Origin of the sequence: Streptomyces sp. NPDC096079 (genome assembly GCF_040303145.1) — a bacterium.
Taxonomy (GTDB): Bacteria; Actinomycetota; Actinomycetes; order Streptomycetales; family Streptomycetaceae; genus Streptomyces.
The window spans coordinates 666994-693337 of sequence record NZ_JBEOST010000002.1 but is presented as its reverse complement, the minus strand read 5'-3'; the positions used below and the strand labels follow the sequence as shown (position 1 = coordinate 693337).

The window sequence follows — 26344 nt, the reverse complement described above, 5'->3', positions numbered from 1 at the left end:
CGGCAGGGCCGCACCTCGGTTTCCGGGGTGCGGCCCTGCCGGGCGGGAACGGCCTCAGTTCGCCGTCGCGCGGCGGCGGACGGTGACGACGACGGCGGCGCCCGCGGCGGCGGTCAGGCCGGAGGCGGCGAGGAGCACGCCGGTCGGCGTGGCGGAGCCCGTCGCGGCGAGGGCGGCGGAGCCGCCGACCGTCCCGGAGCCGCCGACGGTCCCTGCCCCGTCACTCGTGAAGGAGCCGCTCGCCGACCCGGGTGCGGCCGGGAGCGACCCCGCCGCGTCGGCCGACAGGGTCAGGGTCACCGGGTCGACGGCCGTGCCCCGCTCGTAGAAGCTCGTGCCGTTCGGTGCGGCGAACTGGGCGGCGCCGTCCTTCGTGAGCTTCGCGGGGACGTCCGCGAGGGTGACGACTCCCTTCCGCACGCTCCAGTCCGCCGCGGACAGGTCCAGCTCGGCGAAGGCCACGTCGTCCGTGGTGCCCCGGGCGGTGGTGACGTCGGCGGTGAGGGTGCCGGTGGAGCCCTTCGCCGTCACCTTCACGTCGCCGATGGTCCAGTCGATGCCGTGGGCCGCGCAGGCGAAGGCGAGCGAGCCGGTGAAGGCCGAGTCGAGCGTGCGGGCGTCCGCGTCGAGGTCGGCCGCGGCGAAGCCGAAGTCGTACGCGGAGCCGTTCGCCCTCGCGCCGCCGGCGGCGGTGACCGATCCGCCGCAGGTCTCGGAGACGTACTTCCGCCAACTCTGCTTGACGCCCCAGGTCAGGCGGCCGTCGAGGACGCCGGAGGGGGCGGTCGACGGTGCGGTGGTGGGCGTCGCCGTCGGGGGCGCCGTGGTGGGCGGGTTCGTGGTCGGCGGGTTCGTCGTGGGCGGCGCGGTGGTCGGGGGTGCCGTCGTGGGCGGCGCGGTGGTCGGAGGTGCCGTCGTGGGGGGCGGGGTGGTCGGGGGCGGGGTCGTGGGGGTGGCGGCGGCCTTGACGGTGAGGGTGGCGGCGTCAAGCGCGTCGCCCTCCTTGTAGAAGCCCGCGAACGCCGACGCGCCGTCCTTCGTCAGCTTGGCCGGGATGTCCTTGAAGACCATCGCGCCGTCGGCGCCCTTCCCGGGCCGGACGCCGCTCATGTCGAGCGCGGCGAAGGCGATGTCCTGCCGGGCGGTGAAGCTGCCGTCCTTCTCCTTGGTGACGACGTCGGCGGTGATCTCGCCGGTCGGCGCGGCGGCGCCCTCCGTCGTCAGCCGCACGTCCGAGATCCGGATGTCCAGGACGCCCTCGTGCGCCTCGAAGTGGACGCCGCCCTTGAACGAGTTGGCGGTGGCGTGGGTGCCCGTGTCGTACGTGCCGGTGCCGTCGACGAAGGTGAAGACGCCGTGGCCCGCTGCCTGCCGGGCCCCGCCCTCCACGGTGGTCTTCCCGTGGGCGAAGGGCTGGGCGAGGTACGAGCGGAAGGACTGCTTGATGCCCCAGTCCAGGGTGCCGCCGCTCAGCGACATCGGGGGCGCGGCGGCCTCGGACGCCGCGGCGGGCAGGGCGAGCGCGACGGCGCCGGTACCGAGGGCGGCGGCCGTGGCGACGGCGGCGGCCAGGGTGGCGGAGCGGCGCAGGGGGGTGGCCATGTCGGGGGTTCTCCTTGGTGGGACGGAACAGGGGTCAGGGCGTGGGGGTGCCGGTACGGCGGCGGCGCACGGCGGCGAGGACCGCGAGCACGGCGGCCAGGAGCACGCCCGCGCCGATCGCGAGGTACGTGCCGGGCGAGGAGGCCGAGGCCTCGGCGGCCACCGCCGGCGAGGCGGTCGGGGTGGTGGGTGCGGACGAGGCGGACGAGACGGACGGCGCGGGTTCGCTGCCGAGGTCGGGGAGCGCGGGCAGCGCGGCCTTCGCGTCGACGGCGACCGCGAGCGAGACCGGGTCCATCGCCGTGCCCGCCCGGTACATCCCGCCGAAGGCCCTGGCGCCGCCCTCGGTGAGGGTCGCGGGCGCTTCGGTGACGACGGCGAGGCCGTTCCTCGGGGTGAGGTCACGGGCGGCGAAGGTGACGAGCGGGACGGCGCGCGTGGTCTTCCCCGATCCGGTGACGTCGGCGGCGAGGGTGCCGACGCCGCCGCTCACCTTCACGGTGACCCGGGCGAGCGTGAGGTCGAGGTGGGCGCCGGTGAAGCGGACGCTGCCCGCGAAGGCCGCGTCGAGGGTGCCCTTGCCGGGGTCGTACGCGCCCTTGCCGTTCGGGAAGCGGAAGAGCGCGCCGCCGTCCTGGGCTCCGCCGCCGAGAGTCCATCTCCCCTGCGCGACGGCGCCGGTGACGTACTCGCGGAAGGTGCGGCGGACGCCCCAGTCGACGGCCGCCTCCCGCAGGGCTCCGGTGGCCGGACCCGCGGCGGCGGTCGGCGCCTTACTCGCCGTGGCGGCCGGCGCGGTGCCCGCCGCGGCGGTCGGCGCGGTGCTCGCCGTGGCCTTCCTGGGCGTCCGTACGTCGACGCTGAGGCCGAGAGGGTCGAGCGGGGTGCCGGCCGGGTAGTAGCCGGCGAAGGCGGCGGCGCCCCGCGCGGTGAGCGTGGCGGGCACGCCGGCGAGGGAGACCAGGCTGCCGCCGCCGCGCATGTCGACGCCGCCGAGGTCCAGGGCGGCGAGCGGCACCCCCGGGGAGACGGTGACGCGGCCGGTGCCCTTGGCCTTGCTCGTCATGTCGGCGTAGAGCGTGCCGTGCCCGTCCCGGATGCGCACCCGGGGGCTGCTGATGGTGAGGTCCAGCTCGTGCGCGCCGTCCGCCGTGCGGTGGCCGGTGAACCGTACGCCGCCGGAGAAGGCGGCTTCGAAGGCGCCGCTCTCCGGGTCGTACGAGCCCTGTGCGGAGTGGAAGCGGTACTGGCTGCCGCCGATCGTGGCGGCTCCGCCGGTGAGGTTCCAACTCCCCTGCGCGATGGGCCCGGTGACGTAGCTCTGGAAGGAGGACTTGATGCCCCAGTCGAGCCGTCCGCCCTGCACCGTGCGGCTCTCCGCGTGGGCGGCGCCCGCTGGGAGGAGGGCCGCGAGCAGGGCCGCGAACAGGGTCACGGCGAGCGGGCGGGCGGGTCTGGGCAGCGTCATGGAACCCCTCCGAGGGATGGTGACTTAGGTAAGGCTAACCTAAGCTATATCCATCGATCGACGGAACGACAGGACGGTGTCCGGTGCGCAGAACTCGCCTCGCGGGAGCGCTGACAGCAGTGCTCGCCCTCGCCCTCATGGCCACCGGATGCGGCGACGGAGGACCGGCCACCACCGGGAAGCCGGCCTCCTCCGCCCCGGTCGACCGGGTCGAGCCGCTCGCCGCGCCGGCCGCGCCCCGACTGCCCGTCACCGTGCCCTCGGCGGACGGACGGACGGTCACGGTGGCCTCCGCCGAGCGGATCGTGCCGCTCAGCGGCTCCCTCAGCGAGATCGTCTTCACCCTCGGCCTCGGGGACCGGGTCGTCGCGCGGGACGTCACCGCCACCTTCGAACAGGCCGCGGACCTCCCGGTGGTGACGCGGGCCCACGACGTCTCCGCCGAGAGCGTGCTCTCCCTGCGGCCGACCCTCGTCCTCGCCGAGAGCACCACGGGACCGGCCGAGGCCGTCGACCGGATCCGCGCGGCGGGCGTCCCGCTCGTCGTCGTGAAGCCCGCGCACTCGCTCGCGGACGTCGGCGCCCGCATCGAGGCGGTGGCCGCCTCGCTCGGCGCGCCGGACGCCGGCGCCTCCCTGGAGAAGCGCACCCAGGAGCGGATCGAGGCCGTGCGGAAGTCGGTCCCGGCCCACGCCGACCACCCCCGGGTGGCCTTCCTCTACGTGCGCGGCTCGGCCGCCGTCTACCTCCTGGGCGGTGCCGAGTCCGGTGCGAGCTCCCTCCTCGAAGCGGCCGGCGCGGTCGACGCGGGCAAGGAGTCCGGCCTGGTCAAGGACTTCACCCCGATCACCGGCGAGGCCCTGGCGAAGGCCGCGCCGGACGCGCTCCTCGTCATGAGCAAGGGGCTCGACTCGGTCGGCGGTATCGACGGCCTGGTGCGGATCCCCGGTGTCGCCGAGACCCCGGCGGGCGCGGCCCGCCGGGTCGTCACCGTCGACGACGGGGTGCTCCTCAACTACGGCCCGCGCACCGACCGGGTGCTGACGTCCCTGGTCGGCCAGTTGTACGGGGAGGAGAAGTGACGGCCCTGGACGCGACGGCCCTCCGAGAGGCCTCCGCGGCCCCACGCCGCGGCAGGGCCACCGCCCTGACGGCCTCCCTGCTCGCCGTCCTGATCCTGCTCTCCCTCCTCTCCGCCGGGATCGGCGCGTACGACATCCCGCTCGGCGACGTCCTCGCCTCGGCCCTGCACCGGACCGGGCTCGGCGGGCACGCGCTCGACCGCACCGCCGAGAGCGTCCTGTGGAACATCCGGCTCCCCCGGGTCGTCCTGGCGATCCTCGTCGGCGCCTCGCTCGGCTGCGCCGGCGCCCTGATGCAGGGCGTGTTCGGCAACCCGCTCGCCGAGCCGGGCGTCATCGGCATCTCGTCGGGCGCGGCCGTCGGCGCGGTCGGCGCGATCGCCCTCGGGCTGACCTTCCTGGGGAACTGGACGGTGACGGTCTGCGCGTTCGTCGCCGGTCTCGCGACCGTGCTGCTCGTGTACGCGATGTCCCGCTCGGGCGGCCGCACCGAGGTCGTGACGCTGATCCTCACCGGCATCGCGGTGAACGCCTTCGCGGGCGCGCTGATCGGCCTCTTCCTCTTCTTCGCGGACAACGCCCAGATCACCCAGATCACCTTCTGGCAGCTGGGTTCGCTCGCGCAGGCCACCTGGCCCAAGGTGCTCGCCGTCCTGCCGTGCGCGCTCCTCGGCCTGGCCCTCGCGCCGCTCCACTCCCGGCGCCTCGATCTGCTCGCGCTCGGCGAGCGGCCCGCGCGCCATCTGGGCGTGGACGTGGAGCGGCTGCGGATCGTGCTGATCCTCGTGGTCGCGCTGCTCACGGCGGCGGCGGTCGCGGTGGCCGGGATCATCACCTTCGTCGGCCTGCTCGTGCCGCATCTGCTGCGGATGGCGCACGGCCCGGGGCACCGCTTCCTGGTGCCGGGCAGCGCGCTCGGCGGCGCGGTCGTCCTCACGGCCGGCGATCTGGCGGCCCGTACGGTCGCGGCGCCGGCCGAACTCCCCCTGGGCGTCCTCACCGCCCTCCTGGGCAGCCCCTTCTTCTTCTGGCTGCTGCGCAGGACCCGTCGCAGGCAAGGTGGTTGGGCATGACATCGGTACGGTTCCGGGACCTGCTGCCACGGCGGCGCGCCCGTGCGCTGCCCTCCCCCGCGGCCCCCGGCGAACGCGTCGCCGAGGCCGTCGGGATGCGGATCGAGCGGGGCCGCCGGACGGTGCTCGGCGGCGTCGGGATCGAGGTGCGGGCCGGGGAGGTGCTCGCCCTGGTCGGGCCCAACGGGGCGGGGAAGTCGACGCTGCTCGCCGCGCTCGCCGCCGATCTCGCCCCGGACGCCGGCGAGGTGCGGATCGGGGGGCGGGCCGCGGGCGACTGGCCGGCCGGCGAACTCGCCCTGCGGCGGGCGGTGCTGCCGCAGGACGCGGCGCTGTCCTTCCCGTTCCCGGCGGCCGAGGTCGTACGGATGGGGCGGGCGCCCTGGGCCGGGACGGAGCGGGCGGCGGAGGACGAGGAGGCGGTCGCCGAGGCGATGGCGGCCACCGAGACGGGGGCGTTCGCCGCGCGTCCGTTCTCCGCGCTCTCGGGCGGCGAGCGGGCCCGGGTGGCGCTCGCGCGGGTCCTCGCCCAGCGGGTGGGGCTGCTGCTGCTCGACGAGCCGACCGCGGCCCTGGACCTGCGCCACCAGGAACTGGTCCTGGGGGTCTGCCGGGAGCGGGCGGCGGCGGGGGACGCGGTGGTGGTCGTGCTGCACGACCTGGGGCTCGCGGCCGCCCACGCGGACCGGGTCGCGGTGCTCGACGGCGGGCGGATCGCGGCGGACGGACCGCCGTCGGAGGTGTTCGGGGAGGACCTGCTGAGCCGGGTGTACCGGCAGCCGGTGGAGGTGATCCCGCATCCGCGGACCGGCGTGCCCCTCGTCGTACCGACGCGTACCGACAGGTAGTCGAAATCACCGCAAACCACCCTGCTTGACCTTCCCTTGACCAAGTCATGAGGGCTCCATGGAGTCCCTGTGACCCCCTCGTGTCCGGTACGTCCGGCCTGAGAGCTGAATCACTGGACGGGTGGGTAGTGCTGAGGTAAGCCTCGGTTAAGTTAGGTCCGCCTCAGCACCGTCCCCCGCGTTCCTGGAGTCCTCATGCGAGCCGTCCGCCTCTCCGTCGTCACCGCCGCCGCGACCGCGGCCGCTCTGACCGCCGTCACGGGCTGCGCCGAGAAAAGCGATTCCAAGGCGGAGGACGGCGCGATCACCGTCGTCGCCAAGGACGATTCCTGCGAGGTGTCGAAGAAGGAGTTCCCGGCCGGGCACGTGAAGCTGGCCGTCGAGAACCGCGGCTCCAAGGTCACCGAGGTCTACGTCCTCTACCCGGACGACCGGATCGTCACCGAGCGGGAGAACATCGGCCCCGGCACCAAGGCCACGCTCACCGCCGAGATCAAGGCCGGCGACTACGCCATCGCGTGCAAGCCCGGCATGAAGGGCGAGGGCATCCGCCAGCAGGTCAAGGTCACCGGCAAGGGCGCCGCGTCCGCGAAGCGCTCCCCCGAGATGGACGCCGCCGTCGCCGCCTACCGCCAGTACGTCCAGGCGCAGGCCGACGAGACCCTGCCGAAGGTGAAGGTCTTCACCGACGCCGTGCGCGCCGGGAACGTCGAGGCCGCGAAGAAGGCCTACGCCGAGTCCCGCATCGGCTGGGAGCGCACCGAGCCGGTCGCCGAGTCCTTCGGCGACATCGACCCCAAGGTCGACGTCCGCGAGGACGGCCTGGAGGACGGCCAGGACCCGGCGAAGGACTGGACCGGCTGGCACCGCCTGGAGAAGGCGCTGTGGCAGGACAAGAAGATCGGCGAGCGCGAGAAGCAGCTCGCCGACCTCCTCGACAAGGACCTCGCGGACTGGGTGAAGCGGGTCGGCAAGGCCGAGATCACCCCGACGTCCATGGCCAACGGCGCCAAGGAGCTCCTGGACGAGGTCGCGAGCGGCAAGGTCACCGGTGAGGAGGAGCGCTACTCCCACACCGACCTCGTCGACTTCAAGGCGAACGTCGAGGGCGCGCAGAAGTCCTTCGAGCTGCTCAAGCCGGTCGCCGCGAAGAACGACGCCAAGCTCGTCGCCGAGCTCGACCGGCAGTTCGCCGCGCTGAACACGCTGCTCGACAAGTACCGCGCGGACAAGACGGGCTACGTCTTCACCTCGTACGAGAAGGTCGGCAAGGCCGAGCGCAAGGAGCTCTCCGACGGCGTCAACGCGCTGGCCGAGCCGCTCTCCAAGCTCGCCGCCGCGGTCGTGAAGTAGCAGGGGGACCCACCATGAGCGACGAGACCACCACGACCTCCGCGGAGCAGGCCCCCGTGCCCTCCCGCCGTACGGTCATCGGCTGGGGCGGTGCCGGGCTCGCGCTCGGCGCCGCCGCGGCCGGCGGCGGCGCCCTGCTGGCCCGGGACGGCGACACCGCCGTCCCGGTCGCCGACAGCGGCGGCGCCGTGCCCTTCCACGGCCCGCACCAGGCCGGCATCGCCACCGCCGTGCAGGACCGCCTGCACTTCGCGTCCTTCGACGTGAAGACGAAGGACCGCGCCGAGCTGATCCAGCTCCTCAAGGACTGGACGCGGGCCGCCGAGCGGATGACGGCCGGCGCCGAGGTCGGCGAGGGCGCGTACGGCGGCCTGCCCGAGGCCCCGCCGGACGACACGGGCGAGGCCCTCGGCCTCAAGCCCTCCCGGCTCACCCTCACCATCGGCTTCGGCCCCTCGCTCTTCGACGGGCGCTTCGGGCTGAAGGACAAGCGGCCCGGGGCCCTGGTGGACCTGCCCAGGTTCCCCGGCGACAACCTGGACCCGGCCCGCAGCGGCGGCGACCTGTGCGTGCAGGCCTGCGCCGACGACCCGCAGGTCGCCGTGCACGCCATCCGCAACCTCGCCCGCATCGGCTTCGGCAAGGTCGCGGTGCGCTGGTCCCAGCTGGGCTTCGGCAAGACGTCCTCGACGACCCCCGACGCCCAGACCCCGCGCAACCTCTTCGGCTTCAAGGACGGCACCCGCAACATCGCGGGCACCGAGACCGACCGCCTCGCGAAGCACGTCTGGGTCTCCGGCAAGGACGCCGAGGGCGGCGCCGCCTGGATGGACGGCGGCTCCTACCTCGTCGCCCGCCGCATCCGCATGAACGTCGAGACCTGGGACCGCACCCCGCTCGCCGAGCAGGAGGACATCTTCGGCCGCGACAAGCGCGAGGGCGCCCCGGCCGGCAAGGCCAAGGAACACGACGAGCCGTTCCTGAAGGCGATGAAGCCGGACTCCCACGTCCGCCTCGCCCACCCCGACAGCAACCACGGGGCGACCATCCTGCGCCGCGGCTACTCCTTCACGGACGGCACGGACGGGCTCGGCCGTCTGGAGGCCGGCCTGTTCTTCCTGGCGTACCAGAAGGACGTCCGCACCGGATTCATCCCGGTGCAGACCTCGCTGGCGTCCGACGCCCTCAACGAATACATCCAGCACGTGGGTTCGGCGCTGTTCGCGATCCCGCCGGGCGTCCGGGACAAGGACGACTGGTGGGGCCGGGCGCTGTTCGCGTGATCGACGCACTCCGGGAGGGGAACCGACGTGTTCGGTAACTATCTGATCGGCCTCCGCGAGGGCCTCGAAGCCAGTCTCGTCGTCTGCATCCTCATCGCCTACCTGGTGAAGACCGGGCGCCGCGACGCGCTGCGGCCGATCTGGATCGGCATCGGCGTGGCCGTCGGCGTGGCCCTGGCCTTCGGCGCCGGCCTGGAGTTCGGCTCCCAGGAGCTGACCTTCGAGGCGCAGGAGCTGCTCGGCGGTTCGCTGTCGATCGTCGCGGTCGTCCTGGTGACCTGGATGGTCTTCTGGATGCGGCGCACGGCCCGGCACCTCAAGGCCGAGCTGCACGGCAAGCTGGACGCGGCCCTGCAGATGGGCACGGGCGCGCTCGTCGCCACCGCCTTCCTGGCCGTGGGCCGCGAGGGCCTGGAGACGGCGCTCTTCGTGTGGGCGTCCGTGCGGGCCTCCTCCGACGGCACGTACGCGCCGCTGGTCGGCGTCCTCCTCGGGCTGCTCACGGCCGTGTTCCTCGGCTGGCTGTTCTACCGGGGCGCGCTGAAGATCAACCTGGCGAAGTTCTTCACCTGGACCGGCGGGATGCTGGTCGTGGTGGCGGCGGGCGTGCTCGCGTACGGCGTGCACGACCTCCAGGAGGCGAACTTCCTCGGCGGCCTCGCCGACAAGGCCTTCGACATCTCGGCGACGATCCCGCCGGACAGCTGGTACGGCACGCTCCTCAAGGGCGTCTTCAACTTCCAGCCGGATCCGACGGTCCTTCAGGTCACGGTGTGGGCGCTGTATCTGATCCCGACGCTCGCGCTGTTCCTGGCCCCGATAGGGTCGGGTCCGTCCGTGCGGGAGAAGAAGCAGAAGGCGACCGATGAGAAGGCTGAGGCTGAGGCGAGCGCGTGAGCGGTGGTCGCCCTCCGGGGGACGCCGGCCGGCGAGGTTCCTCGCGGCGACGGCGGCGGCGACCGTCCTGACGCTGACGGCGAGCGGCTGCGTGACCGTGCACGGCGAACTGGCGCTGCTGCCGCCGGCGACGAAGGCCGAGGCCGCGCAGGCCCTCGCCGACTTCACGGCGGCGTACAACCGGGCCGACAAGGCCTACGACCCGGCCCTGGACGCGGGCCGGGTCACCGGCCCGCTCGGGGCCATCAACCAGGCGGGCCTGCGCGCGCGGTCGGTCAACACGCCCGGCGGCAACCCCGACCACAAGCCCCTCGCCCTTGACGACGCGCGGTTCGTGCTGCCCCGGAAGGCGGGCTGGCCGCGCTGGTTCGTCGCGGACACCGCGTCCAACCGGACCTCCGGCGACGAGCGCTGGCTGCTGGCCTTCGTGCGCAACGGGCCGGATCAGCCGTGGGAGGCCGCCTACCTCGCGATCCTGCCCCGGGGCGACGTCCCGGTGTTCGCCGAGGAGGAGGGGTACGCGGTGCCGGTCGCCGCGGACAGCGACGCGCTCGCGGTGGCGCCCGGGGACCTCGGTGAGAAGTACGTCGCGTTCCTGAAGGACGGGCAGGCGGGGCCCTTCACGCCGGGCCTGCACACCACGCAGTGGCGGGAGGAGCGGCAGAAGGCCGCCCGGCGTCCCGGCATGGCCACCCAGTACATCGACCGGGTCGCGAACCAGGGCGACTTCGCACCGCTGGCCCTGCGGACCCGGGACGGCGGCGCGCTCGTCTTCTTCGCGACCCGGTACTTCGAGCGGCAGACGGCGGCGAAGGGCTACCGGCCGAAGGTCGGCGCCGACACCAAGGCGCTGCTGACCGGCGAGATCAAGAACACGGTCACCCGGGAGTGGGTGTCCAGCCAGGCGGTCCTGGTGAAGCCGGCGGGCACGGACCGCGACGGGGTCAGGGTCGCGGGCCGCCTCCAGGGCGTGGTGGGCGCACAGGGCTCGTGACCGCCCCCGGCGGTCCGGTCCGGTCTGGTCCGGTCCGGTCCGGTCGGGTCAGGGACTCGGCGGCTTGGCTCGTCACGGGATGAGCGGGTCAGCGGGCCAGGGCCGGCGGGCAGCGGGCCAGGGCCGGCGGGCAGCGGGTCAGCGGGTCAGCGGCCAGGCGATCTCGTGGGCCGGGTGCGTCCCGTCCCCGTCCGCCTCGCGCTCGGCCGCGTGGCGGGCACAGGCGTCCTGGAGGGTCTCCAGGAGGTTCAGCGGGTCGGGCAGCGGGTGTTCGGGGCCGCGGACCCAGGCGACGACCGGGTGGGCGTCCTCATCGCCGGGGAGCCGGGCCGGCGGTACGAGGACGTAGCTGCCGCGGCAGTGCCAGCGCAGCCCGGGATGCTCGTCCATCGTCTCCGGGTGGCAGTCCAGCTCGCACGGCCACCACTCGTCCTCGTCCTCGGGGGTGCCGCGGGTGGCGGTGAAGAAGAGCATGCGCCCGCCGACCGTGTCGACGTCGGCGGACTCGGCGACGGGCCCGACCTCGACGCCCTCGGCGAGGAGCCGCTCCAGGGCGGCGCGGCCGGCGGCCAGCGGGACGTCGAGGACGTCGTGGACCATGCCGGTGGCGGTGACGAAGTTCGCCGCGGGCTCGTTGCGGGCCCAGCGCTCGATCTGGGCGCGGTCGGTGGTCGACTGCGTCTGCCAGGCGAAGGAGACGGGGTGCCGGGCGGGGGTGGGACAGCCGATCCGCTCACAGGAACAGCTGTAGCCGACGGGGTACGCGGCGGGGGCCAGGGGCAGCCCGGCGGCGGCGACGGCCAGGAGCAGCTTCTCGCGGTCGTTCCCGTCGTCGGCCGCGGTGCGTTTGGGGCGCCTGCGCAGCCACTGTGCGAGTTTGCTCTCCGTGCCGCGGTAGCGGCCGATGCCGTCGCCCATCTATCCCCTCACAGCTCATGCTCGCCCGTTCGGCTCTGCCCATGGTCCCACCATCCTGCGCCCCGGGTGACCGGGATGCGGAACCGGGGTGGTCACACCCGCCGGGGTGCGGGGCCGGGGCGGGGTCAGCCGCGGGGGGCGAGGCCGCGCAGGGCGAGGTCGACGAGGGTGTCGGCGTACGCGTGGGTGAGCGGCAGGGTGCGGTGGATCCAGCGGTGGTGGAGCGGTCCGACGAGGAGTTCGACGGCGACGCGGGGGTCGACGTCCGGGGCGATGTCGCCCTTGGCCTGGGCGGCCTGGATGCGGCGGACGTAGTACTGGAGCTGGGGTTCGAGCAGGGCCTCGGTGAAGCGGGCGCCCAGCTCGGGGTCGACGACGCCCTCGGCGGCGAGGGCGCGGGTGGGGCCGTCGAAGGCGGGGTCGGTCATCTCGTCGACGGTGGCGCGCAGCACGTACCTGAGGTCGGCGGCGAGGTCTCCGGTGTCGGGGATCTCACTGTCGGCGTCGCCGCCGAGGGCCTCGTTGGCGCGGGCGGCGAGGTCGAGGAAGGCGTCGAGGAGGACGGCGGCCTTGGAGGGCCACCAGCGGTAGATGGTCTGCTTGCCGACGCCCGCGCGGGCGGCGATGCCCTCGATGGTGGTCTTCGCGTAGCCGGTCTCGGAGACGAGGGCGAGGGCGGCGTCGAAGATGGCGCGGCGGGAGCGCTCGCTGCGGCGGGAGGCGTCGGGGGCGGGCTTGGCGGGCCCGGGCGCGGCCTTGGGATCGGACATGCCCTCAATCTAGCAGCGGGCGAGACGAGACGTCTCGCCACTCGAACGGGGCCGAACCACCCGAACGGTCCACAGCGCGGAGGCCGTCGAGAGCGGACCATGGGGGTCCTCCGGTCGTCAACCGATCACCGACCGTTCTCCGTGAGGAGGCCTCATTGCGCACCACTCCGCGCACGTCCTCGCCCCGCCGTTATCTGATGTGCCCACCCACGCACTTCACGGTGACGTACTCCATCAACCCCTGGATGGATCCCGCGAAACCGGTCGACCTGCCGCTCGCCCTCGCCCAGTGGGAGGACCTGCGCGACCGCTACCGCTCGCTCGGCCACACCGTGGAACTCCTGACGCCCGACCCGGCACTGCCGGACATGGTCTTCGCGGCGAACGGCGCGACGGTCGTCGAGGGCCGGGTCCTCGGCGCGAAGTTCGCCCACCAGGAGCGCGCGGCCGAGGCCGGGGCGCATCTGGCCTGGTTCCGCCGGAACGGCTGGGCGGAGGACGCCCTGCGGGTCCCGGAGCACGTGAACGAGGGCGAGGGCGACTTCGCCGTCACCGCCTCCTGGATCCTCGCCGGGCGCGGCTTCCGCTCCAGCCCGCTCTCCCACGACGAGGCACAGGAGTTCTTCGGCCGCCCGGTGATCGGCCTGGAGCTGGTGGACCCGCGCTACTACCACCTGGACACGGCCCTGTGCGTCCTGGACGACGCCCGGGACGAGGTCATGTACTACCCGGACGCCTTCTCCCCGGGGAGCCGGGCCGTGCTCGCCCGGCTCTTCCCCGACGCCCTGATCGCGACCGGCGAGGACGCGGCGGCCCTCGGCCTCAACGCGGTCGGCGACGGCCGGAACGTCCTGCTCCCGCAGGCCGCGGTGGGCCTCTTCGGCCCGCTCCGCGACCGCGGCTTCGAGCCGATCGGCATGGACCTGGGCGAGCTCCTCAAGGGCGGCGGCAGCGTGAAGTGCTGCACCCAGGAGCTGCGGCCGTAGCCGGGCCGTAGCCGGGCCCCGGCCGCGGGCTAGCGCTCCTCCTCCGGCGGCCAGGCGTCGCCCCAGTCCGCGTCACGGGCCTGCTTGTACAGGGGCCCGTGCCGCTTGGTGACCGTGTCACGGCCGAGCCCCTCGGGCCCGCAGAGCTCCAGCTGGACCAGGCCCTTGCGGATCTGCGGCCTGCGGGTGATCCGGGAGGGCGCCGGGGTCACGGGGAACCGGACGGCGGCGACGTACGCGTACTTCTCGTCCTCGTACGGCAGCGAGCCGCCCTTCACCTTCCGGTGCAGCGAGGAGCGGCTGACCCGGGCGGAGAAGTGGCACCAGTCCGTGCCGGGCACGATCGGGCAGGCCCCGCTGTGCGGGCAGGGCGCCGCGACCGTGAAGCCGGCGCCGGTCAGCAGGGTGCGGGCCGCGATGATCCGCTCGTAGCCGTCGGGGGTGCCGGGCTCGACGATCACGACGGCGCGCGCGGCGCGGGCCGCCTCGGTGACGAGCGCCGTCCGGTCGGCCTCGGTCAGCTCCTTGAGGACGTACGAGACGGTGACCAGGTCGGTCTCGGGCAGGCTCAGCGCGGTGCCGATCCGCTCGCGCCGCCACTCGGCGTCGAGCACCCCGGCGGCCAGCTCGCGGCCGAGCGTGAGCGCGGGCTCCGCCCAGTCGAGGACCGTGGTGCGGGGCGGCTCCTCCGCCCAGGCCTCGGCGACGGCCCAGCTCGCCGCGCCCGTGCCGCCGCCGACGTCGGCGTGGGTGCGCGGCTCCCAGTCGGGCGCGGCGGCCCTGAGGGCGTCGAGGGCGCCCCGTACCGCCTCGAAGGTCGCCGGCATCCGGTACGCGGCGTACGCGGCGACGTCGGAGCGGTCGCGCAGCACGGGGGCGTCCGTCGGGGTGGTGCCCCGGTAGTTGGCGATCAGCCGCTCGACGGCCTGCGCGGCCCGTTGCGGCGGCAGCCCGTCGAGGAGCACGGCGAGGGCGGCGCGCAGGGTGTCGGCGGAGGCGGAGGAGACGGCGTTCACCGAGTCAGTCTAGGCGGGCCCGGCCTGGGATCCCGCCGTGCGCCAGGGGCGGCACAGACCCAGGAAGCAGGCGAGGGCGAGGACGGCGCAGCCGAGCTGCACGACCGCCATGGGGACGGCCGTGTGCTCGCCGGCGATGCCGACGAGCGGGGAGGCGACGGCTCCGATGAGGAAGGAGGAGGTGCCGAGGAGCGCGGAGGCGGATCCGGCGGCGTGCGGGGTGCGCATCAGGGCCTGGGCGTTGGTGTTGGGCATGGCGAGGCCCATCGCGGACATCAGGACGAAGAGCCCGGCGGCGATGGGGACGAGGCCGACGTCGCCGAGGAGTCCGCTGGTCATGAGGGTGAGCGCGACCGCGGCGAGCAGGATGGTGCCGAGGCCGAAGCCGAGCGCCTTGTCGAGGCTGACGCGGCCGACGAGCAGCTTGCCGTTGATCTGGCCGACGGCGACGAGCCCGATCGAGTTGAGGCCGAAGAGCAGGCTGAAGGTCTGCGGGGAGGCCCCGTAGATCTCCTGCACCACGAACGGGGAGGCGCTGATGTACGCGAAGAGGGCGGCGAAGGCGAGCCCGCCGGTCAGCATGTAGCCGGTGAAGACCCGGTCGGCGAGGAGTCCGCGCATGGTGCGCAGGGCCTGGCCGACGCCTCCCTCGTGCCGGCGCTCGGGGGGCAGCGTCTCGTGCAGGAAGCGCCACACCACGAGGGTCAGCAGGACGCCGATCACGGTGAGGACGTAGAAGACTCCGCGCCAGTCGGTGACCCGCAGGATCTGGCCGCCGATGAGCGGGGCGATGATCGGGGCGACGCCGGAGATCAGCATCAGGGTGGAGAAGAAGCGGGCCATCTCGACGCCGTCGTACAGGTCGCGGACGACGGCGCGGGCGATGACGATGCCGGCGGCGCCGGCGAGGCCCTGGAGCAGCCGGAAGCCGATGAGGAGTTCCGCGCTGGGCGCGAGGGCGCAGACGGCGGTGGCGAGGACGTACACGGCCATGCCGATGAGCAGCGGGCGCCGGCGTCCCCATCTGTCGCTCATGGGGCCGACGACGAGCTGGCCGAGGGCCATGCCGGCGAGGCAGGCGGTGAGGGTGAGCTGGACGGTGGCGGCGGGGGCCCGCAGCGCCCCGGTGACCTCCGGCAGCGCCGGGAGGTACATGTCCATGGAGAGCGGGGGAAGGGCGGTGAGCCCGCCGAGGACGAGGGTGACGAGGAGTCCCGTCCGCCGGGCGGCGGTGACGACCGGGGTGGGTTCGGTTATGTGTCCCTGTGTTGTTTTCTGGCCGCTCTCCGGCATCGACTGCTCCATCTCGTTGAATCCTTGCCTATGCTCTCAGCTCGACCGGCATGGTCGAGACCTCTCTGGGACGGGTGGGGACATGGGTGACACGGTGCGCTGGGGAATCCTGGCGACGGGCGGTATCGCGGAGCGGTTCACCACGGACCTGCTGGCGCTCGACGGCGCCGAGGTCGTCGCGGTGGCGTCCCGGACGGAGGCGTCCGCGAAGGCGTTCGCGGACCGCTTCGGGATTCCCCGGGCGTACGGGGAGTGGGCCGGGCTCTTCGCCGACGCGGACGTCGACGTGGTGTACGTGGCGACTCCGCACCACGCGCACCGGATGGCGGCCGGCCTCGCCCTGGAGGCGGGCAAGGCGGTGCTGTGCGAGAAGGCTCTCACGCTGAACGCCCGCGAGGCGGAGGAACTGGCCGCCCTCGCGCGGGGCCGCGGGCTCTTCCTCATGGAGGCCATGTGGATGTACTGCAACCCGCTGGTCCGGCGGATCGCGGAGCTCGTCCGCGCCGGGGCGATCGGCGAGGTCCGCGCGGTCCAGGCGGACTTCGGCCTCGCGGGACCCTTCGACGCCGGCCACCGGCTGCGGGACCCGGCGGTCGGCGGCGGGGCGCTGCTCGACCTCGGGGTGTACCCCGTGTCGTTCGCGCAGCTCCTGCTCGGCGAGCCGTCCGCGGTGCACGCGCACGCCCGGATCTCGCCGGAGGGCGTCGACCTGCACACGGGGATGCTGCTGGGCTGGGACTCGGGCGCCTCCGCACTGCTGTCCTGCTCGCTGGAGGCGGACACGCCGCTGACGGCCTCGGTGACCGGCACGGAGGGCCGGATCGACGTCCCGCGCGGCTTCTTCTTCCCCGAGCGGTTCACGCTGCACCGCGCCGGCCGGGAGCCGGAGGAGTTCGCGTCGACGGACGACCCGCACTCCTTCCGGCACGAGGCCGCGGAAGTGATGCGCGCCCTGCGGGCCGGCGAGACGGAGTCCCCGCTCGTGCCGCTGGACGGCTCGCTCGCGGTGATGCGGACGCTCGACGCGGTCAGGGACCGCATCGGCGTCCGCTATCCCTCCGAGATGGCGGCTATACGGGCCTGAGGCCGGGGTTCCCCGCCTCCGTGACGAAGGAGGCGACGGTGGAGACGGGGGCGCCCGGCCGGGTCACGTACGGCACCGCGCGGAAATCGGCGCGGGCGCTCTGCTCGCCGAGGGCGACCGTCACGTAGCCGCGCCGCCCGTTGATCCACTTCACGTGCGGGTTGGACCGCATCAGGTTGTCGTGCGCGGGCGGCCGCTCGGCGCCGTCCTTCCCGCTGGCGATCGAGGTCGTGACGATCTCGGTGCCGACGGTCCGGGACGCCGGGTCGCGGAAGTCGGCCTTGACGTCGATGGCGTAGGCGACGTGGACGTCGCCGGTGAGCACCATCAGGTTCTCGAGGCCGGCCGCCTCGGCCCCCGCGAGGATCCGCTGCCGGGAGGCCGGGTAGCCGTCCCAGGAGTCCATGGAGAGCTTGTGGCCGGCGGTGACGCGGTCACGGCGCTCGGAGAGGACGACCTGCTGCGCCAGCACGTTCCAGCGGGCCCGGGAGTCACGCCAGCCGTCGAGCAGCCAGCGCTCCTGGCCCGCGCCCGTCATCGTCCGGGCCGGGTCCTCGGACTCCGGCCCCGGGAGCTGCCAGTTGTCCCCGTACGCCTGGTCGGAGCGGTACTGCCGGGTGTCGAGGACGTCGAACTGCGCGAGCTGCCCGAAGCCCAGCCGGCGGTAGAGCCGCATGTCGGAGCCCGTGGGCGACTGGGGGCGGCGCAGCGGCTGGTGCTCCCAGTAGGCGCGGTAGGCGGCGGCCCTGCGGAGCAGGAACTCCTCCGGCGGGACGTCGTCCTCGGAGGTGTCGCCCGCGTAGTTGTTCTCGGTCTCGTGGTCGTCCCACGTGACGACGAAGGGGTGGGCGGCGTGCGCGGCGCGCAGGTCCGCGTCGGACTTGTAGAGCGCGTAGCGGAGCCGGTAGTCCTCCAGGGCGAGGGTCTCGCGGTCGAACACGGCGGGCAGTCGGCGGTCGGTGTAGGCGCGGGCGCCGCCGGCGGCGTCGACGGGGTACTCGTAGAGGTAGTCGCCGAGGTGGAAGACGACGTCGACGTCCTCGCGGGCGAGGTGGCCGTAGGGCGTGAAGTACCCGTCGTGGTACGCCTGGCAGGACACGGCGGCCAGCTTCAGCGAGGTGTTCCGGGCGCCGGGCGCCGGGGCCGTGCGGGTCCGGCCCACCGGGCTGATCCAGTGGCCGACCCGGAAGCGGTAGAAGAACACGCGGTCGGAGTCCAGCCGGTCGACCTCGACGTGGACGGTGTGCCGGAACTCGGGGTGCGCGTCGACCCGGCCGCGCCGCAGGACCCGGGTGAACCGCTCGTCGCGGGAGAGCTCCCACTGGACGGAGACCCGGTGGGCGGGCAGTCCGCCCTCGGGCTCGAACGGGCGGGGCGCGAGCCGCGTCCACAGGAGTACGGAGCCCGGCAGCGGGTCGCCCGACGCCACGCCCAGCGTGAACGGGTTCTCGGTGACGCGCCCGCCGTCGAGCCGGGCGGCAGCGGCGGCACCGGCCGCGGGCAGCTGGGTGGCGAAGGCGAGCGCGGCGGCGGCGCCGGTCGCGGTGAGGAAGCGACGGCGTGCGAAGTGCCGTGCGGCAGCGCGGAGTTCGGCAGAGTGATCGGATGACTGAGGCATGTGTCCCTCCCCGGACGGATGCTGTCCTTCCGTCATTCGAAGGGGAGGGAACGACCTCTCATTGTCGAGTACAGAACATCCACGTGTCGGACGGATGAGTTCATGGAGCACGCGTCTCGCGTACGCTGCGCGCCCATGAGCATCGCAGTGGTGACGGGAGCCGGTTCGGGCATCGGCCGGAGCGTGGCGCTGGCCCTCGCGGCGGCCGGATGGTCGGTGGCCCTGGCCGGCCGCCGGGCCGAGGCCCTGGAGGAGACGGCGGCGGCCCTGCCGACGGGCGACTTCCTGACCGTCCCCACGGACGTGACCTCGGAGCGGGAGGTCGCGTCCCTCTTCGCCGCGGTAAGGGCCCGCTACGGGCGGGTCGACCTGCTCTTCAACAACGCGGGCACCTTCGCGGGCGGCGGCACTCCCGTCGAGGACCTCGACCCGGCCACCTGGCGCGCGGTCGTGGACGTCAACCTGACGGGCGCGTTCCTGTGCGCGCAGGCGGCCTTCCGCGCGATGAAGGAGCAGTCGCCGCAGGGCGGCCGGATCATCAACAACGGCTCGATCTCCGCGCACGTGCCGCGCCCGCACTCGATCGCGTACACGGCGACGAAGCACGCCATGACGGGCCTCACGAAGTCCCTGTCCCTCGACGGCCGTCCGTACCGGATCGCCTGCGGCCAGCTCGACATCGGCAACGCGGCGACGGAGATGACGGCCCGCATGCAGACCGGCATCCTCCAGGCCAACGGCGAACTGGCGGTGGAGCCGGTGATGGACGCGGCGGACGTGGCGGCGACGGTGGTGCACATGGCGGCCCTGCCGCTGGAGGCGAACGTGCAGTTCGCGACGGTGATGGCGACGGCGATGCCGTACATCGGCCGGGGCTGAGGCCGCGGTCCCGCCGGGGCCTGTCCGAGAGACAGCCCCGGCCGACACGGCGCGGGTCAGGCCTGCCCGGTCTCGAACCGGCGCGGGTCAGGCCTGCCCGGTCTCGAACCGGCGCGGGTCAGGCCTGCCCGGTCTCGAACCGCGCCACCTTCCCGCCGTCGACGGTGAAGGCCCACTTGGTCCGCATCTCGCCCCAGGTGTCGTTGCGGTACCGGGCGACGAGGGCGCGCCCGCCGTCGGCCTCGCTCTCCACGTCCATGTGCCCCCGCGAGGCGAACACCTCCCGGTCGAGCCACTGCCGCACATCACGGTCGGACCCGTCGTCGGACATGGTCACCCCGGGCGCGAGCACCTCGAAGAGTCCGGGCTCGTCGTTGGCGTTGAGGGCCGTGACGAACGCACGCACGACCGGATCACTGAGCTGGTTCACGGGAATGGTCATGCCCCACCCGTACACCCGCGGGGCCGCGCCGCCCGGACGCCCCGGCCGTGAAGTCCCCCCGTCAGCGGTCCGGAAGAGGTCACGACCAGTCGCAGGCCTTGCCGTCGCCGTCCCGGTCGAGGCCCGAGCGGTAGCCGGGCCGGCCGGCGTAGAGAGGGGCCCTGCCCGCGGCGCGGACCGCGTCGCAGTTCTTGTAGTAGGCCGCCCCGCCGCCACCGGAGCCCGAGCCTCCGCCTCCTGTGCCACCGTGGCGGTCGGGGTCCGGGTCCGGGTGCAGTCGGGCGTAGTCCTCGGCGGGGCAGGACAGGCCGGGCCGGGCGAGGGAGAGCCGTACGGACATGTACTCGGGCCCGTCGACGTCCTCGCCCGCCTCCGGGTCCTGGAAGCAGATGCGCCAGTCGTCGTGACGGGCCGCCAGGTCGTCGTCCGTGTACACGCTGTCGCCCCGGATCGTGGTGAGACCCAGCTTCCGGAGCACGGCGGAGCCCGACGCGAAGGTCTTGCCGACGACGCGCGGCACCTTGGGGAAGACCACGGCCTCACCGTCCCGCGCCGGGCACGGGCTGCTCTTCTCGACGACGGCGAACTCGATCCGGATCCGCCGCCCTTCCCGGGTCGTCTCGGTCGCCCCGGCGTCCGGCTCCTGGAAGCAGACCTTCCAGTTGCCGTCGACGAGCTGCATCCTGTCGTCCTCGGTGGCGTCGTGCGAACGGGCTCGGAACCCCGCGTCGTACGCGGCCCGCGACGCCGTCTCCAGGTTCTGCCCGGTGTAGTCGGCGACGACCCGGCTCACCAGCGGGGTCGGCGTCGGGGTGGGCGGCGTGTACGGGGTGAACGACGGGAACGCACGGACGCGCGGCGCGCCGTCGGCGACCGCCGGCCGGTCCGCGGGCCCGTCGCTCGTGCCCACGGCCACGAACCAGACGGCGGACAGCACGGTCGCCAGCACCTTCTGCCCCGGTGACCAACGACTCCGCCAGGCCAGGAAGACGCCCACGGGCGGCATCAGGACCAGACAGAAGACGGCGAACCCGGGCCGCCGCCACAGCGGCTCCTCCCGGACCGGCCCCTTCTCCAGCGACACGCCCACCCGACCCTGCCCCTCCCTGACGACCACTCGGCGCCAGACAGGGTATGACCTGCGCGTTCACCGTCCGCGCGCAGGGAGGAGGACGTCAGTCGAGACAGAACTCGTTGCCCTCGGGGTCGGTCATCACCAGATGGCCGGCGCTCAGCGGCGGGGCCGGCTCGAAGCGGCGCACGCGCTTCGCCCCGAGGCCCACGAGCCGGTCGCACTCGGCTTCGAGCGCCGCCATCCGCTCCTCGCCCCGGAGCCCGGGGGCGGCACGGACGTCGAGGTGGACGCGGTTCTTGGCGACCTTGTCCTCGGGCACCCGCTGGAAGAACACGCGGGGCCCCTCCCCTTCGGGGTCCTCGATGGCGGACCGCGTGTTGCGCTGGTCCTCCGGCACCCCGATCCGCGCGAGGAACTCGTCCCAGGCGGCCAGCGGATCGGCCCCCTCGGGCAACTCCACTCCGGGCGGCCCGGGATGGACGTACCTCAGCGCGTCGCGCCAGAAGGTGGACAGCGCCCTCGGGTCGTGGGCGTCGAAGGTGACCTGGAATCGGCGGCTCATCCGGACTGCTCCGTTCGTAGGTTCGCCAGGCGACCGTACCGAAGCGCGGGAGCCCTGCCCCCTCCCACCACGCCGTCCGAATTGCGCCAGCGGTACGGCCCCGCCCCGCGCGAACCTGACGTCATGACCGCCTACGCACCCCGCGCCATCCCGCCCGCCGCCCTCGCCCTGCTGCGCGTCACCGACGACGCCGGCCGCGCCTGCGCCCCCTACGCCGCCGTCGAGGGCGGCGACCCCCTCCGCTGCTGCCTGCGCCCCTCCGCGCCCGGCGAGGAGATCGCCCTCGTCTCGTACGCCCCGCTGCGCCGCTGGGCCGCCGAGACCGGTGCCGAACCCGGCGCGTACGACGAGCAGGGCCCCGTCTTCATCCACGCCGCCGACTGCGGCGGCCCCGCGCCCTCGGAGGCGTACCCCTTCTCGCGTGCCGGGGCGCTGCGCACCCTCCGCCGCTACGACGCGTCCGGCCGCATCGTCGGCGGCCGCCTCCTGGAGCTCCCGGCGACCCCCGCCGAAGGCTTCGACCACGCCCTCGCCGAGGCCTTCGCGGACCCGTCGGTCGCCCTGGTCCACGTCCGCGCGGTCGAGTACGGCTGCTTCCACTTCGAGGTCCGGCGCCCCTGAGCAGGACACGCGGAAGGGCCCCCGTCCAGGCGCGAACCTGATCGGGGGCCCTTCCCACGCGGGCCGACAGACGAGTCGGGCTGTACGCCGGGTTCTGTGCCCCGGGACCTCGCGGTCGTCGGGGCGACGGCCATCCATCTACGACCGGCGTTGCCGCCGGCCTCCTGCGGTCTACCCGCGGACTCGGGCGAGCAGCCCTCGAACATCCGCGCAGGGACACCGGGGTGTCCCCTCTTGACCTTGCTCCGAGTGGGGTTTACCTAGCCGCCTGAGTCACCTCAGGCGCTGGTGGTCTCTTACACCACCGTTTCACCCTTACCGAGGACCGAGGTCCCCGGCGGTCTGTTTTCTGTGGCACTGTCCCGCGGGTCACCCCGGGTGGCCGTTAGCCACCACCCTGCTCTGTGGAGCCCGGACGTTCCTCGGGAAGATCCGAGGATCTCCACGCGGCCGTCCGCCCGGCTCGTCTGCCGTGCCGACCATGCTACCTGGCGGGGCGGACGCGCTTGACCTTGCCGCAGCGTCAGGGTTTCTACTGGGCGCATGCGTATCGGCGAGATCGCCGCGCTCGTCGGGGTCACCCCCCGGGCCGTGCGGCACTACCACCAGTCCGGGCTGCTGCCCGAGCCCGAGCGGCGGGCCAACGGGTACCGGGAGTACGGGGTGCGGGACGCCGTCCTGCTCGCCCGGATCCGGCGGCTGACCGAGCTCGGGATCGGGCTCGACGAGGTGCGGGACGTGCTCGCGGACGACGAGGGGCGCGGGCTCGTGGAGGTCCTGGAGGAACTCGCGGACGACCTGGCCCGGCAGGAGGCGGTGATCCGGGAGCGCCGGGAGCGCCTCGCCCCGCTCCTCGTCGCGGCCCGCGCCGGGCGGCTGCCCGCGGAGGGGCCCGTCTCACCCGAGCTCACGGCGCTGCTCGCCGGGCTCGGCGAGCTTCCCGAGTCGCCGATGGCGGCGAAGGACCGGGAGATCCTGGCCCTGCTCGACACCGTCGCCCCCGAGGCCGAGCGGGCCCGGCTGATGGAGCTGATGCGGGACGTGGCGGGCAGCGCGCGGGAGCTGTACGGGCTCCTGGACGCCCTCGCCGACGCGGAGGCGGACGATCCCCGGGTGGACGGGGCCGCCCGCGCGCTGGCGGCCGTCCTGCCGGACGGGCTCGCGGTCGAGCTGCCACCGGCGGGCGCCGGAGGCCTCGCCGACACCTTCTTCGCGGACCTCGCCCCCGCCCAGTCGGCGGCGGTGCGGCGGGCGGTGGACCTGGTGGCCGGGCGACGGGCGCAACGACGGACCGAGCGAGGGGAAGCGGACGGATGACGGACACCACCCGGGGGCCGCGGGGCCGCCTGCTGCGGCTGCTGCGCGCGGCCGCCTACGCCGTGCTCCCCGCCGAGCTCGTGCTCTTCGTCTGTCTGCTCGCCGGGGTGCGGATACCCGAGGCCGCGCTCCTCGTCGGGGAGCTGTTCGTGTCCGGGCTCCTCGTCGCCGGGGCCGTGGTCCTCCTCCGTCTGCTGCGGCGCGGGCTCTCCGCCCGGGAGGCCCTGGCCGAGCTGGTGCCCGAGGCCGTCCTGCGGCTGATCGGGCACGAGCTGCGGCTGATGGCGGGCCTGGGACGGTGGGTCGCGCGCCGGCCGCACGGGGTGGCGGGCGCGGACGGGGTGTTCCCGCACGCCCGGGACCAGGCGGCGCTGATGTACGGGTTCGCGTTCGTGTGCGTGGTCGAGACGGTCGGCATGTCGTACCTGCTCGCCGACTGGCCCCTCGTCCACGCGGTGGTGCTCGTCCTGGACGTCTACACCGTGCTCTTCGTCCTGGGCCTGCACGCCGCCTCCGTGACCCGCCCGCACACGCTCACCGGTGACGTCCTGCGGCTGCGGCAGGCGGCCCACGTCGACGTGCGCGTCCCGCTCGACCGGATCGCGCACGTCCGGCGCGAGTCCCTCTTCTCGCACGAGAAGAGGGACGGCGAGCTCAATCTCGCCGTCGGCTCCCAGACCTCCGTCACGATCGAGCTGACGGAGCCGGTGGACGCGCCCCGGCTGCTGGGCGCGCCCCGGCCCGTACGGCTGATCCGGCTGCACGCCGACGACCCGCGGGCGCTCGTACGGGAGGTCACGCGGGCGCGAACAGCACCTTCGCCGTCCCCGGGTCCGCTGCCGACAGCCTGACGCGCAGCCACGCGCCCAGCGGGAGCCTCGCCTCCCCGCCCTCGATCCGGGCGACGACCGCGGGGTCGTCCAGGTGGACGGTGCCGACGGCCGGTTCGCGCTCCTTCACGTCGATGACGTACGCGTCGAAGATCTCGCCGATCCGTTCCCGCAGGAGCGCCGCCTCGACGATGTCGACGCTCTCGCGTTCGACGGTGTTGGCACGGCGGGCGCCGGAGGCCATCTCGTCGGGGAGGGCGGGCAGGGCGGCCCGCACCCACTCGGGCGGCTCGTCGCCGGCGACCGCCGCCACGCACAGCTCGCCCGCGTACCGGTCGACGAGACGGCGCAGCGGCGCGGTGCAGTGGGTGTACTCGTCGGCGACGGCGGCGTGCAGGGCCGGGCTGGGGACGTGGCCGTCGGTGAAGACCGTGTACCCGGCGCCGCGCAGCAGGGTGGTGCACTCCTGGAGGAAGGCGGCGTGACGCGGGTTGGCGGGGTCGGCGGCGCGGACGACGTCCGCGTACGAGACGTGGTGCGGCCAGTCGACGCCGAGGGCCTGCGCGGAGCGGCGCAGCCGGGCGACGGCGCCGTCGGGGGCGGTGGGCAGGGTGCGCAGGATGCCGGTGCCGGCGGCGGTCATGAGGTCGGCGGCGGCCATGCCGGTGAGCAGGGAGATCTGGGCGTTCCAGGCCTCGGCGGGGAGCGGGGCGCGGTATTCGAGGGAGTAGGTGTGGTCCCGCTCGACGATCTCCTGCTCGGGGACGTTGAGGGAGATCCCGCCGCGTTCGGCTTCGAGGGCCTCGCGGAGGCGGCCGATGTCACGAAGGAGGGCGAGCGGCTCCTCGGCGGTCCCGTCGTCGATCTTCCGCTGCACGCCCGCGTAGTCGAGTTTGGCGCGGCTGCGGACCAGGGCGCGGCGAACGTCGGTGGCGACCCTGCGCCCCTCGGCGTCGAGGTCGATGCGCCAGAGCAGGGCGGGGCGGGTCTCGCCGGGGAGGAGGCTGGCGGCGCCCTCGGAGAGGACGGGCGGGTGGAGGGGGACCTTGCCGTCGGGGAAGTACAGGGTGAGGACGCGCCGGTGGGCCTCGACGTCGATCGGGCCTCCGGGGGTGACGAAGGCGGCGACGTCGGCGATGGCGTAGTGGACGCGGTAGCCGCCGTCGGCCCGCCGGGCCAGGTGCATGGCCTGGTCGAGATCGGTGGAGGTGGGCGGGTCGATCGTGAGGAACGGCAGGTCGGTGGCGTCGTACGAGGGAAGCCGGGGGGCCTTGGCGGCGGCCTCGGCCTCGGCGAGGACGAGTGGCGGGAAGGCCTCGGGGATCGCGAGCTCGGTACGGAGTGCGCGCAGGGCGGCCCGCAGCGGAGCCTCGGCTGCGCCGGTCACGTGGATGTGGCGGCGGGGCATGGACCGAGCGTATGAGCTGGGGCGGGGTGCGGCACCTCGTAGGCTGGACGACCGGGGCCGCACCCCCACCCCCCGTACGGACGAAGGAGAACCACCGTGCTCGTGCTGTTGCCGCCCTCCGAAGGCAAGGCCTCCTCGGGGCGCGGGGCGCCGCTGAAGCCGGAGTCGCTGTCCCTGCCGGGGCTCGCGGAGGCGCGGGCGGCGGTCCTGGACGAGCTGGTCGAGCTGTGCGCCGCCGACGAGGAGAAGGCGCGCGAGGTGCTCGGGCTGAGCGAGGGGCTGCGCGGAGAGGTCGCGAAGAACACGGAGCTGCGGACGGCGGGCGCGCGTCCGGCCGGGGAGATCTACACGGGCGTGCTGTACGACGCGCTGGGTCTGGCGACGCTCGACGCGGCGGCCCGGAAGCGGGCGGCCGGCTCCCTGCTGGTGTTCTCGGGGCTGTGGGGCGCGGTGAGGGTGACGGACCGCATTCCGTCCTACCGCTGCTCGATGGGCGTGAAGCTGCCCGGGCTCGGGGCGCTCGGCGCGCACTGGCGGGGCGCGATGGCCTCGGTGATGCCGGAGGCGGCCGGGGAGGGGCTCGTCCTGGACCTGCGCTCCTCGGCGTACGCGTCGGCGTGGAAGCCGAAGGGGGAGCTCGCGGCCCGGACGGCGACGGTGCGGGTGCTGCACGCGCCGACCCGGAAGGTGGTCAGCCACTTCAACAAGGCGACGAAGGGCCGGATCGTGCGGAGCCTCCTGGAGGCGGGCGCGGCTCCGGGTGCGCCGGCGGAGCTGGCGGAGGCGCTGCGGGATCTCGGGTACGTGGTGGAGGAGAGCGGGAAGCCGGGGGCCCTGGACGTGCTGGTGGACGAGATCCACTAGCCGTCGTTGCACCCTCTGCAACGGTCGTTGCGGGTCGCGCTCGCCCTGGGCAGGATGACGC

At 74.2% G+C, this 26344-nt stretch carries 25 protein-coding genes and 1 other RNA gene; 14 read left to right on the top strand and 12 right to left on the bottom strand.

Annotation, left to right across the window (positions count from 1 at the left end; translation table 11 throughout):
- Positions 1-54 precede the first annotated feature (54 nt).
- Together ABTY59_RS07115 and ABTY59_RS07110 are read right to left on the bottom strand one after the other, a co-directional pair.
- Entirely contained in the window at positions 55-1602 is a 1548-nt protein-coding gene (locus ABTY59_RS07115; protein ID WP_352017870.1) for an HtaA domain-containing protein, read from the bottom strand.
- 34 nt (positions 1603-1636) lie between these two features.
- Positions 1637-3070: an HtaA domain-containing protein gene (locus ABTY59_RS07110; RefSeq protein ID WP_352017869.1), complete on the bottom strand. Its 1434-nt coding sequence runs from the start codon at positions 3068-3070 to the stop codon at positions 1637-1639.
- A gap of 137 nt (positions 3071-3207) precedes the next feature.
- On the opposite strand from ABTY59_RS07110, the gene ABTY59_RS07105 reads away from it, so the two are divergent.
- The 7 genes from ABTY59_RS07105 (at position 3208) to ABTY59_RS07075 (ending at position 10600) form a co-directional block, all read left to right on the top strand.
- Entirely contained in the window at positions 3208-4152 is a 945-nt protein-coding gene (locus ABTY59_RS07105) for a heme/hemin ABC transporter substrate-binding protein (protein WP_352017937.1), read from the top strand.
- A 5-nt stretch (positions 4153-4157) separates the two neighbouring features.
- Entirely contained in the window at positions 4158-5225 is a 1068-nt protein-coding gene (locus tag ABTY59_RS07100) for a FecCD family ABC transporter permease (RefSeq protein WP_352017936.1), read from the top strand.
- A complete protein-coding gene (locus tag ABTY59_RS07095) occupies positions 5222-6073 on the top strand; it encodes a heme ABC transporter ATP-binding protein (protein ID WP_352017868.1) in 852 nt (283 codons plus the stop codon). Before ABTY59_RS07100 ends, ABTY59_RS07095 begins: the two co-directional genes overlap by 4 nt.
- Positions 6074-6268: 195 nt before the next feature.
- Positions 6269-7426: an iron uptake system protein EfeO gene (gene efeO / locus ABTY59_RS07090; RefSeq protein WP_352017867.1), complete on the top strand. Its 1158-nt coding sequence runs from the start codon at positions 6269-6271 to the stop codon at positions 7424-7426.
- A gap of 14 nt (positions 7427-7440) precedes the next feature.
- Entirely contained in the window at positions 7441-8709 is a 1269-nt protein-coding gene (gene efeB, locus ABTY59_RS07085) for an iron uptake transporter deferrochelatase/peroxidase subunit (RefSeq protein WP_352017866.1), read from the top strand.
- A gap of 27 nt (positions 8710-8736) precedes the next feature.
- Positions 8737-9606 (top strand): iron uptake transporter permease EfeU, encoded by an 870-nt coding sequence (gene efeU, locus ABTY59_RS07080; RefSeq protein WP_352017865.1) that lies wholly within the window; start codon positions 8737-8739, stop codon positions 9604-9606.
- Positions 9575-10600, top strand: a complete 1026-nt coding sequence (locus ABTY59_RS07075) for an SCO2278 family lipoprotein (RefSeq protein WP_352017864.1) — start codon at positions 9575-9577, stop codon at positions 10598-10600. Before efeU ends, ABTY59_RS07075 begins: the two co-directional genes overlap by 32 nt.
- 138 nt (positions 10601-10738) lie before the next feature.
- Here ABTY59_RS07075 and ABTY59_RS07070 read toward each other — a convergent pair whose 3' ends face one another.
- Positions 10739-11518, bottom strand: coding sequence for a bifunctional DNA primase/polymerase (locus tag ABTY59_RS07070; protein ID WP_352017863.1), 780 nt, complete (start codon positions 11516-11518; stop codon positions 10739-10741).
- A 125-nt stretch (positions 11519-11643) separates the two neighbouring features.
- On the bottom strand, positions 11644-12288 hold the full coding sequence (locus ABTY59_RS07065) for a TetR/AcrR family transcriptional regulator (RefSeq protein ID WP_352017862.1): 645 nt from the start codon (positions 12286-12288) through the stop codon (positions 11644-11646).
- Positions 12289-12443: 155 nt separating this feature from the next.
- Here ABTY59_RS07065 and ddaH point away from each other — a divergent pair, with 155 nt between their 5' ends.
- Complete coding sequence (gene ddaH / locus ABTY59_RS07060; RefSeq protein ID WP_352017861.1) at positions 12444-13274, top strand: dimethylargininase; 831 nt, start codon at positions 12444-12446, stop codon at positions 13272-13274.
- A 29-nt stretch (positions 13275-13303) separates the two neighbouring features.
- Here ddaH and ABTY59_RS07055 read toward each other — a convergent pair whose 3' ends face one another.
- Together ABTY59_RS07055 and ABTY59_RS07050 are read right to left on the bottom strand one after the other, a co-directional pair.
- The gene (locus ABTY59_RS07055; protein WP_352017860.1) at positions 13304-14290 is read right to left on the bottom strand and encodes a small ribosomal subunit Rsm22 family protein; all 987 of its coding nucleotides are present in this window, start codon (positions 14288-14290) and stop codon (positions 13304-13306) included.
- 9 nt (positions 14291-14299) lie between these two features.
- The gene (locus ABTY59_RS07050) at positions 14300-15583 is read right to left on the bottom strand and encodes a Bcr/CflA family multidrug efflux MFS transporter (protein WP_352017935.1); all 1284 of its coding nucleotides are present in this window, start codon (positions 15581-15583) and stop codon (positions 14300-14302) included.
- An 82-nt stretch (positions 15584-15665) separates the two neighbouring features.
- Here ABTY59_RS07050 and ABTY59_RS07045 point away from each other — a divergent pair, with 82 nt between their 5' ends.
- Entirely contained in the window at positions 15666-16667 is a 1002-nt protein-coding gene (locus tag ABTY59_RS07045; protein ID WP_352017859.1) for a Gfo/Idh/MocA family protein, read from the top strand.
- Here the strand turns inward: ABTY59_RS07045 and ABTY59_RS07040 are convergent.
- Positions 16654-18285, bottom strand: coding sequence for an alkaline phosphatase D family protein (locus ABTY59_RS07040; protein ID WP_352017858.1), 1632 nt, complete (start codon positions 18283-18285; stop codon positions 16654-16656). The genes ABTY59_RS07045 and ABTY59_RS07040 overlap by 14 nt on opposite strands.
- Before the next feature lie 102 nt (positions 18286-18387).
- Here ABTY59_RS07040 and ABTY59_RS07035 point away from each other — a divergent pair, with 102 nt between their 5' ends.
- A complete protein-coding gene (locus tag ABTY59_RS07035) occupies positions 18388-19164 on the top strand; it encodes an SDR family oxidoreductase (RefSeq protein ID WP_352017857.1) in 777 nt (258 codons plus the stop codon).
- A 118-nt stretch (positions 19165-19282) separates the two neighbouring features.
- On the opposite strand, the gene ABTY59_RS07030 is transcribed toward ABTY59_RS07035, so the two are convergent.
- The 3 genes from ABTY59_RS07030 to ABTY59_RS07020 form a co-directional block, all read right to left on the bottom strand.
- Complete coding sequence (locus ABTY59_RS07030; RefSeq protein ID WP_352017856.1) at positions 19283-19606, bottom strand: nuclear transport factor 2-like protein; 324 nt, start codon at positions 19604-19606, stop codon at positions 19283-19285.
- A 79-nt stretch (positions 19607-19685) separates the two neighbouring features.
- The gene (locus ABTY59_RS07025; RefSeq protein ID WP_352017855.1) at positions 19686-20690 is read right to left on the bottom strand and encodes an excalibur calcium-binding domain-containing protein; all 1005 of its coding nucleotides are present in this window, start codon (positions 20688-20690) and stop codon (positions 19686-19688) included.
- 91 nt (positions 20691-20781) lie between these two features.
- Positions 20782-21243: a VOC family protein gene (locus ABTY59_RS07020; RefSeq protein WP_352017854.1), complete on the bottom strand. Its 462-nt coding sequence runs from the start codon at positions 21241-21243 to the stop codon at positions 20782-20784.
- Between the two features lie 123 nt (positions 21244-21366).
- Here ABTY59_RS07020 and ABTY59_RS07015 point away from each other — a divergent pair, with 123 nt between their 5' ends.
- Positions 21367-21864, top strand: a complete 498-nt coding sequence (locus tag ABTY59_RS07015; RefSeq protein WP_352017853.1) for a DUF1203 domain-containing protein — start codon at positions 21367-21369, stop codon at positions 21862-21864.
- Between the two features lie 67 nt (positions 21865-21931).
- Here ABTY59_RS07015 and rnpB read toward each other — a convergent pair.
- Positions 21932-22330: RNase P RNA component class A (gene rnpB, locus ABTY59_RS07010), an RNA gene on the bottom strand.
- 77 nt (positions 22331-22407) lie between these two features.
- On the opposite strand from rnpB, the gene ABTY59_RS07005 reads away from it, so the two are divergent.
- Together ABTY59_RS07005 and ABTY59_RS07000 are read left to right on the top strand one after the other, a co-directional pair.
- A complete protein-coding gene (locus tag ABTY59_RS07005; RefSeq protein WP_352017852.1) occupies positions 22408-23181 on the top strand; it encodes a MerR family transcriptional regulator in 774 nt (257 codons plus the stop codon).
- The gene (locus ABTY59_RS07000) at positions 23178-24032 is read left to right on the top strand and encodes a hypothetical protein (RefSeq protein WP_352017851.1); all 855 of its coding nucleotides are present in this window, start codon (positions 23178-23180) and stop codon (positions 24030-24032) included. The genes ABTY59_RS07005 and ABTY59_RS07000 overlap by 4 nt, the downstream gene beginning before the upstream one ends.
- Here ABTY59_RS07000 and ABTY59_RS06995 read toward each other — a convergent pair.
- Entirely contained in the window at positions 23977-25419 is a 1443-nt protein-coding gene (locus ABTY59_RS06995) for an RNB domain-containing ribonuclease (protein WP_352017850.1), read from the bottom strand. The two genes, ABTY59_RS07000 and ABTY59_RS06995, sit on opposite strands and share 56 nt — an antisense overlap.
- Before the next feature lie 96 nt (positions 25420-25515).
- On the opposite strand from ABTY59_RS06995, the gene yaaA reads away from it, so the two are divergent.
- Complete coding sequence (gene yaaA, locus ABTY59_RS06990) at positions 25516-26283, top strand: peroxide stress protein YaaA (protein ID WP_352017849.1); 768 nt, start codon at positions 25516-25518, stop codon at positions 26281-26283.
- Positions 26284-26344 lie beyond the last annotated feature (61 nt).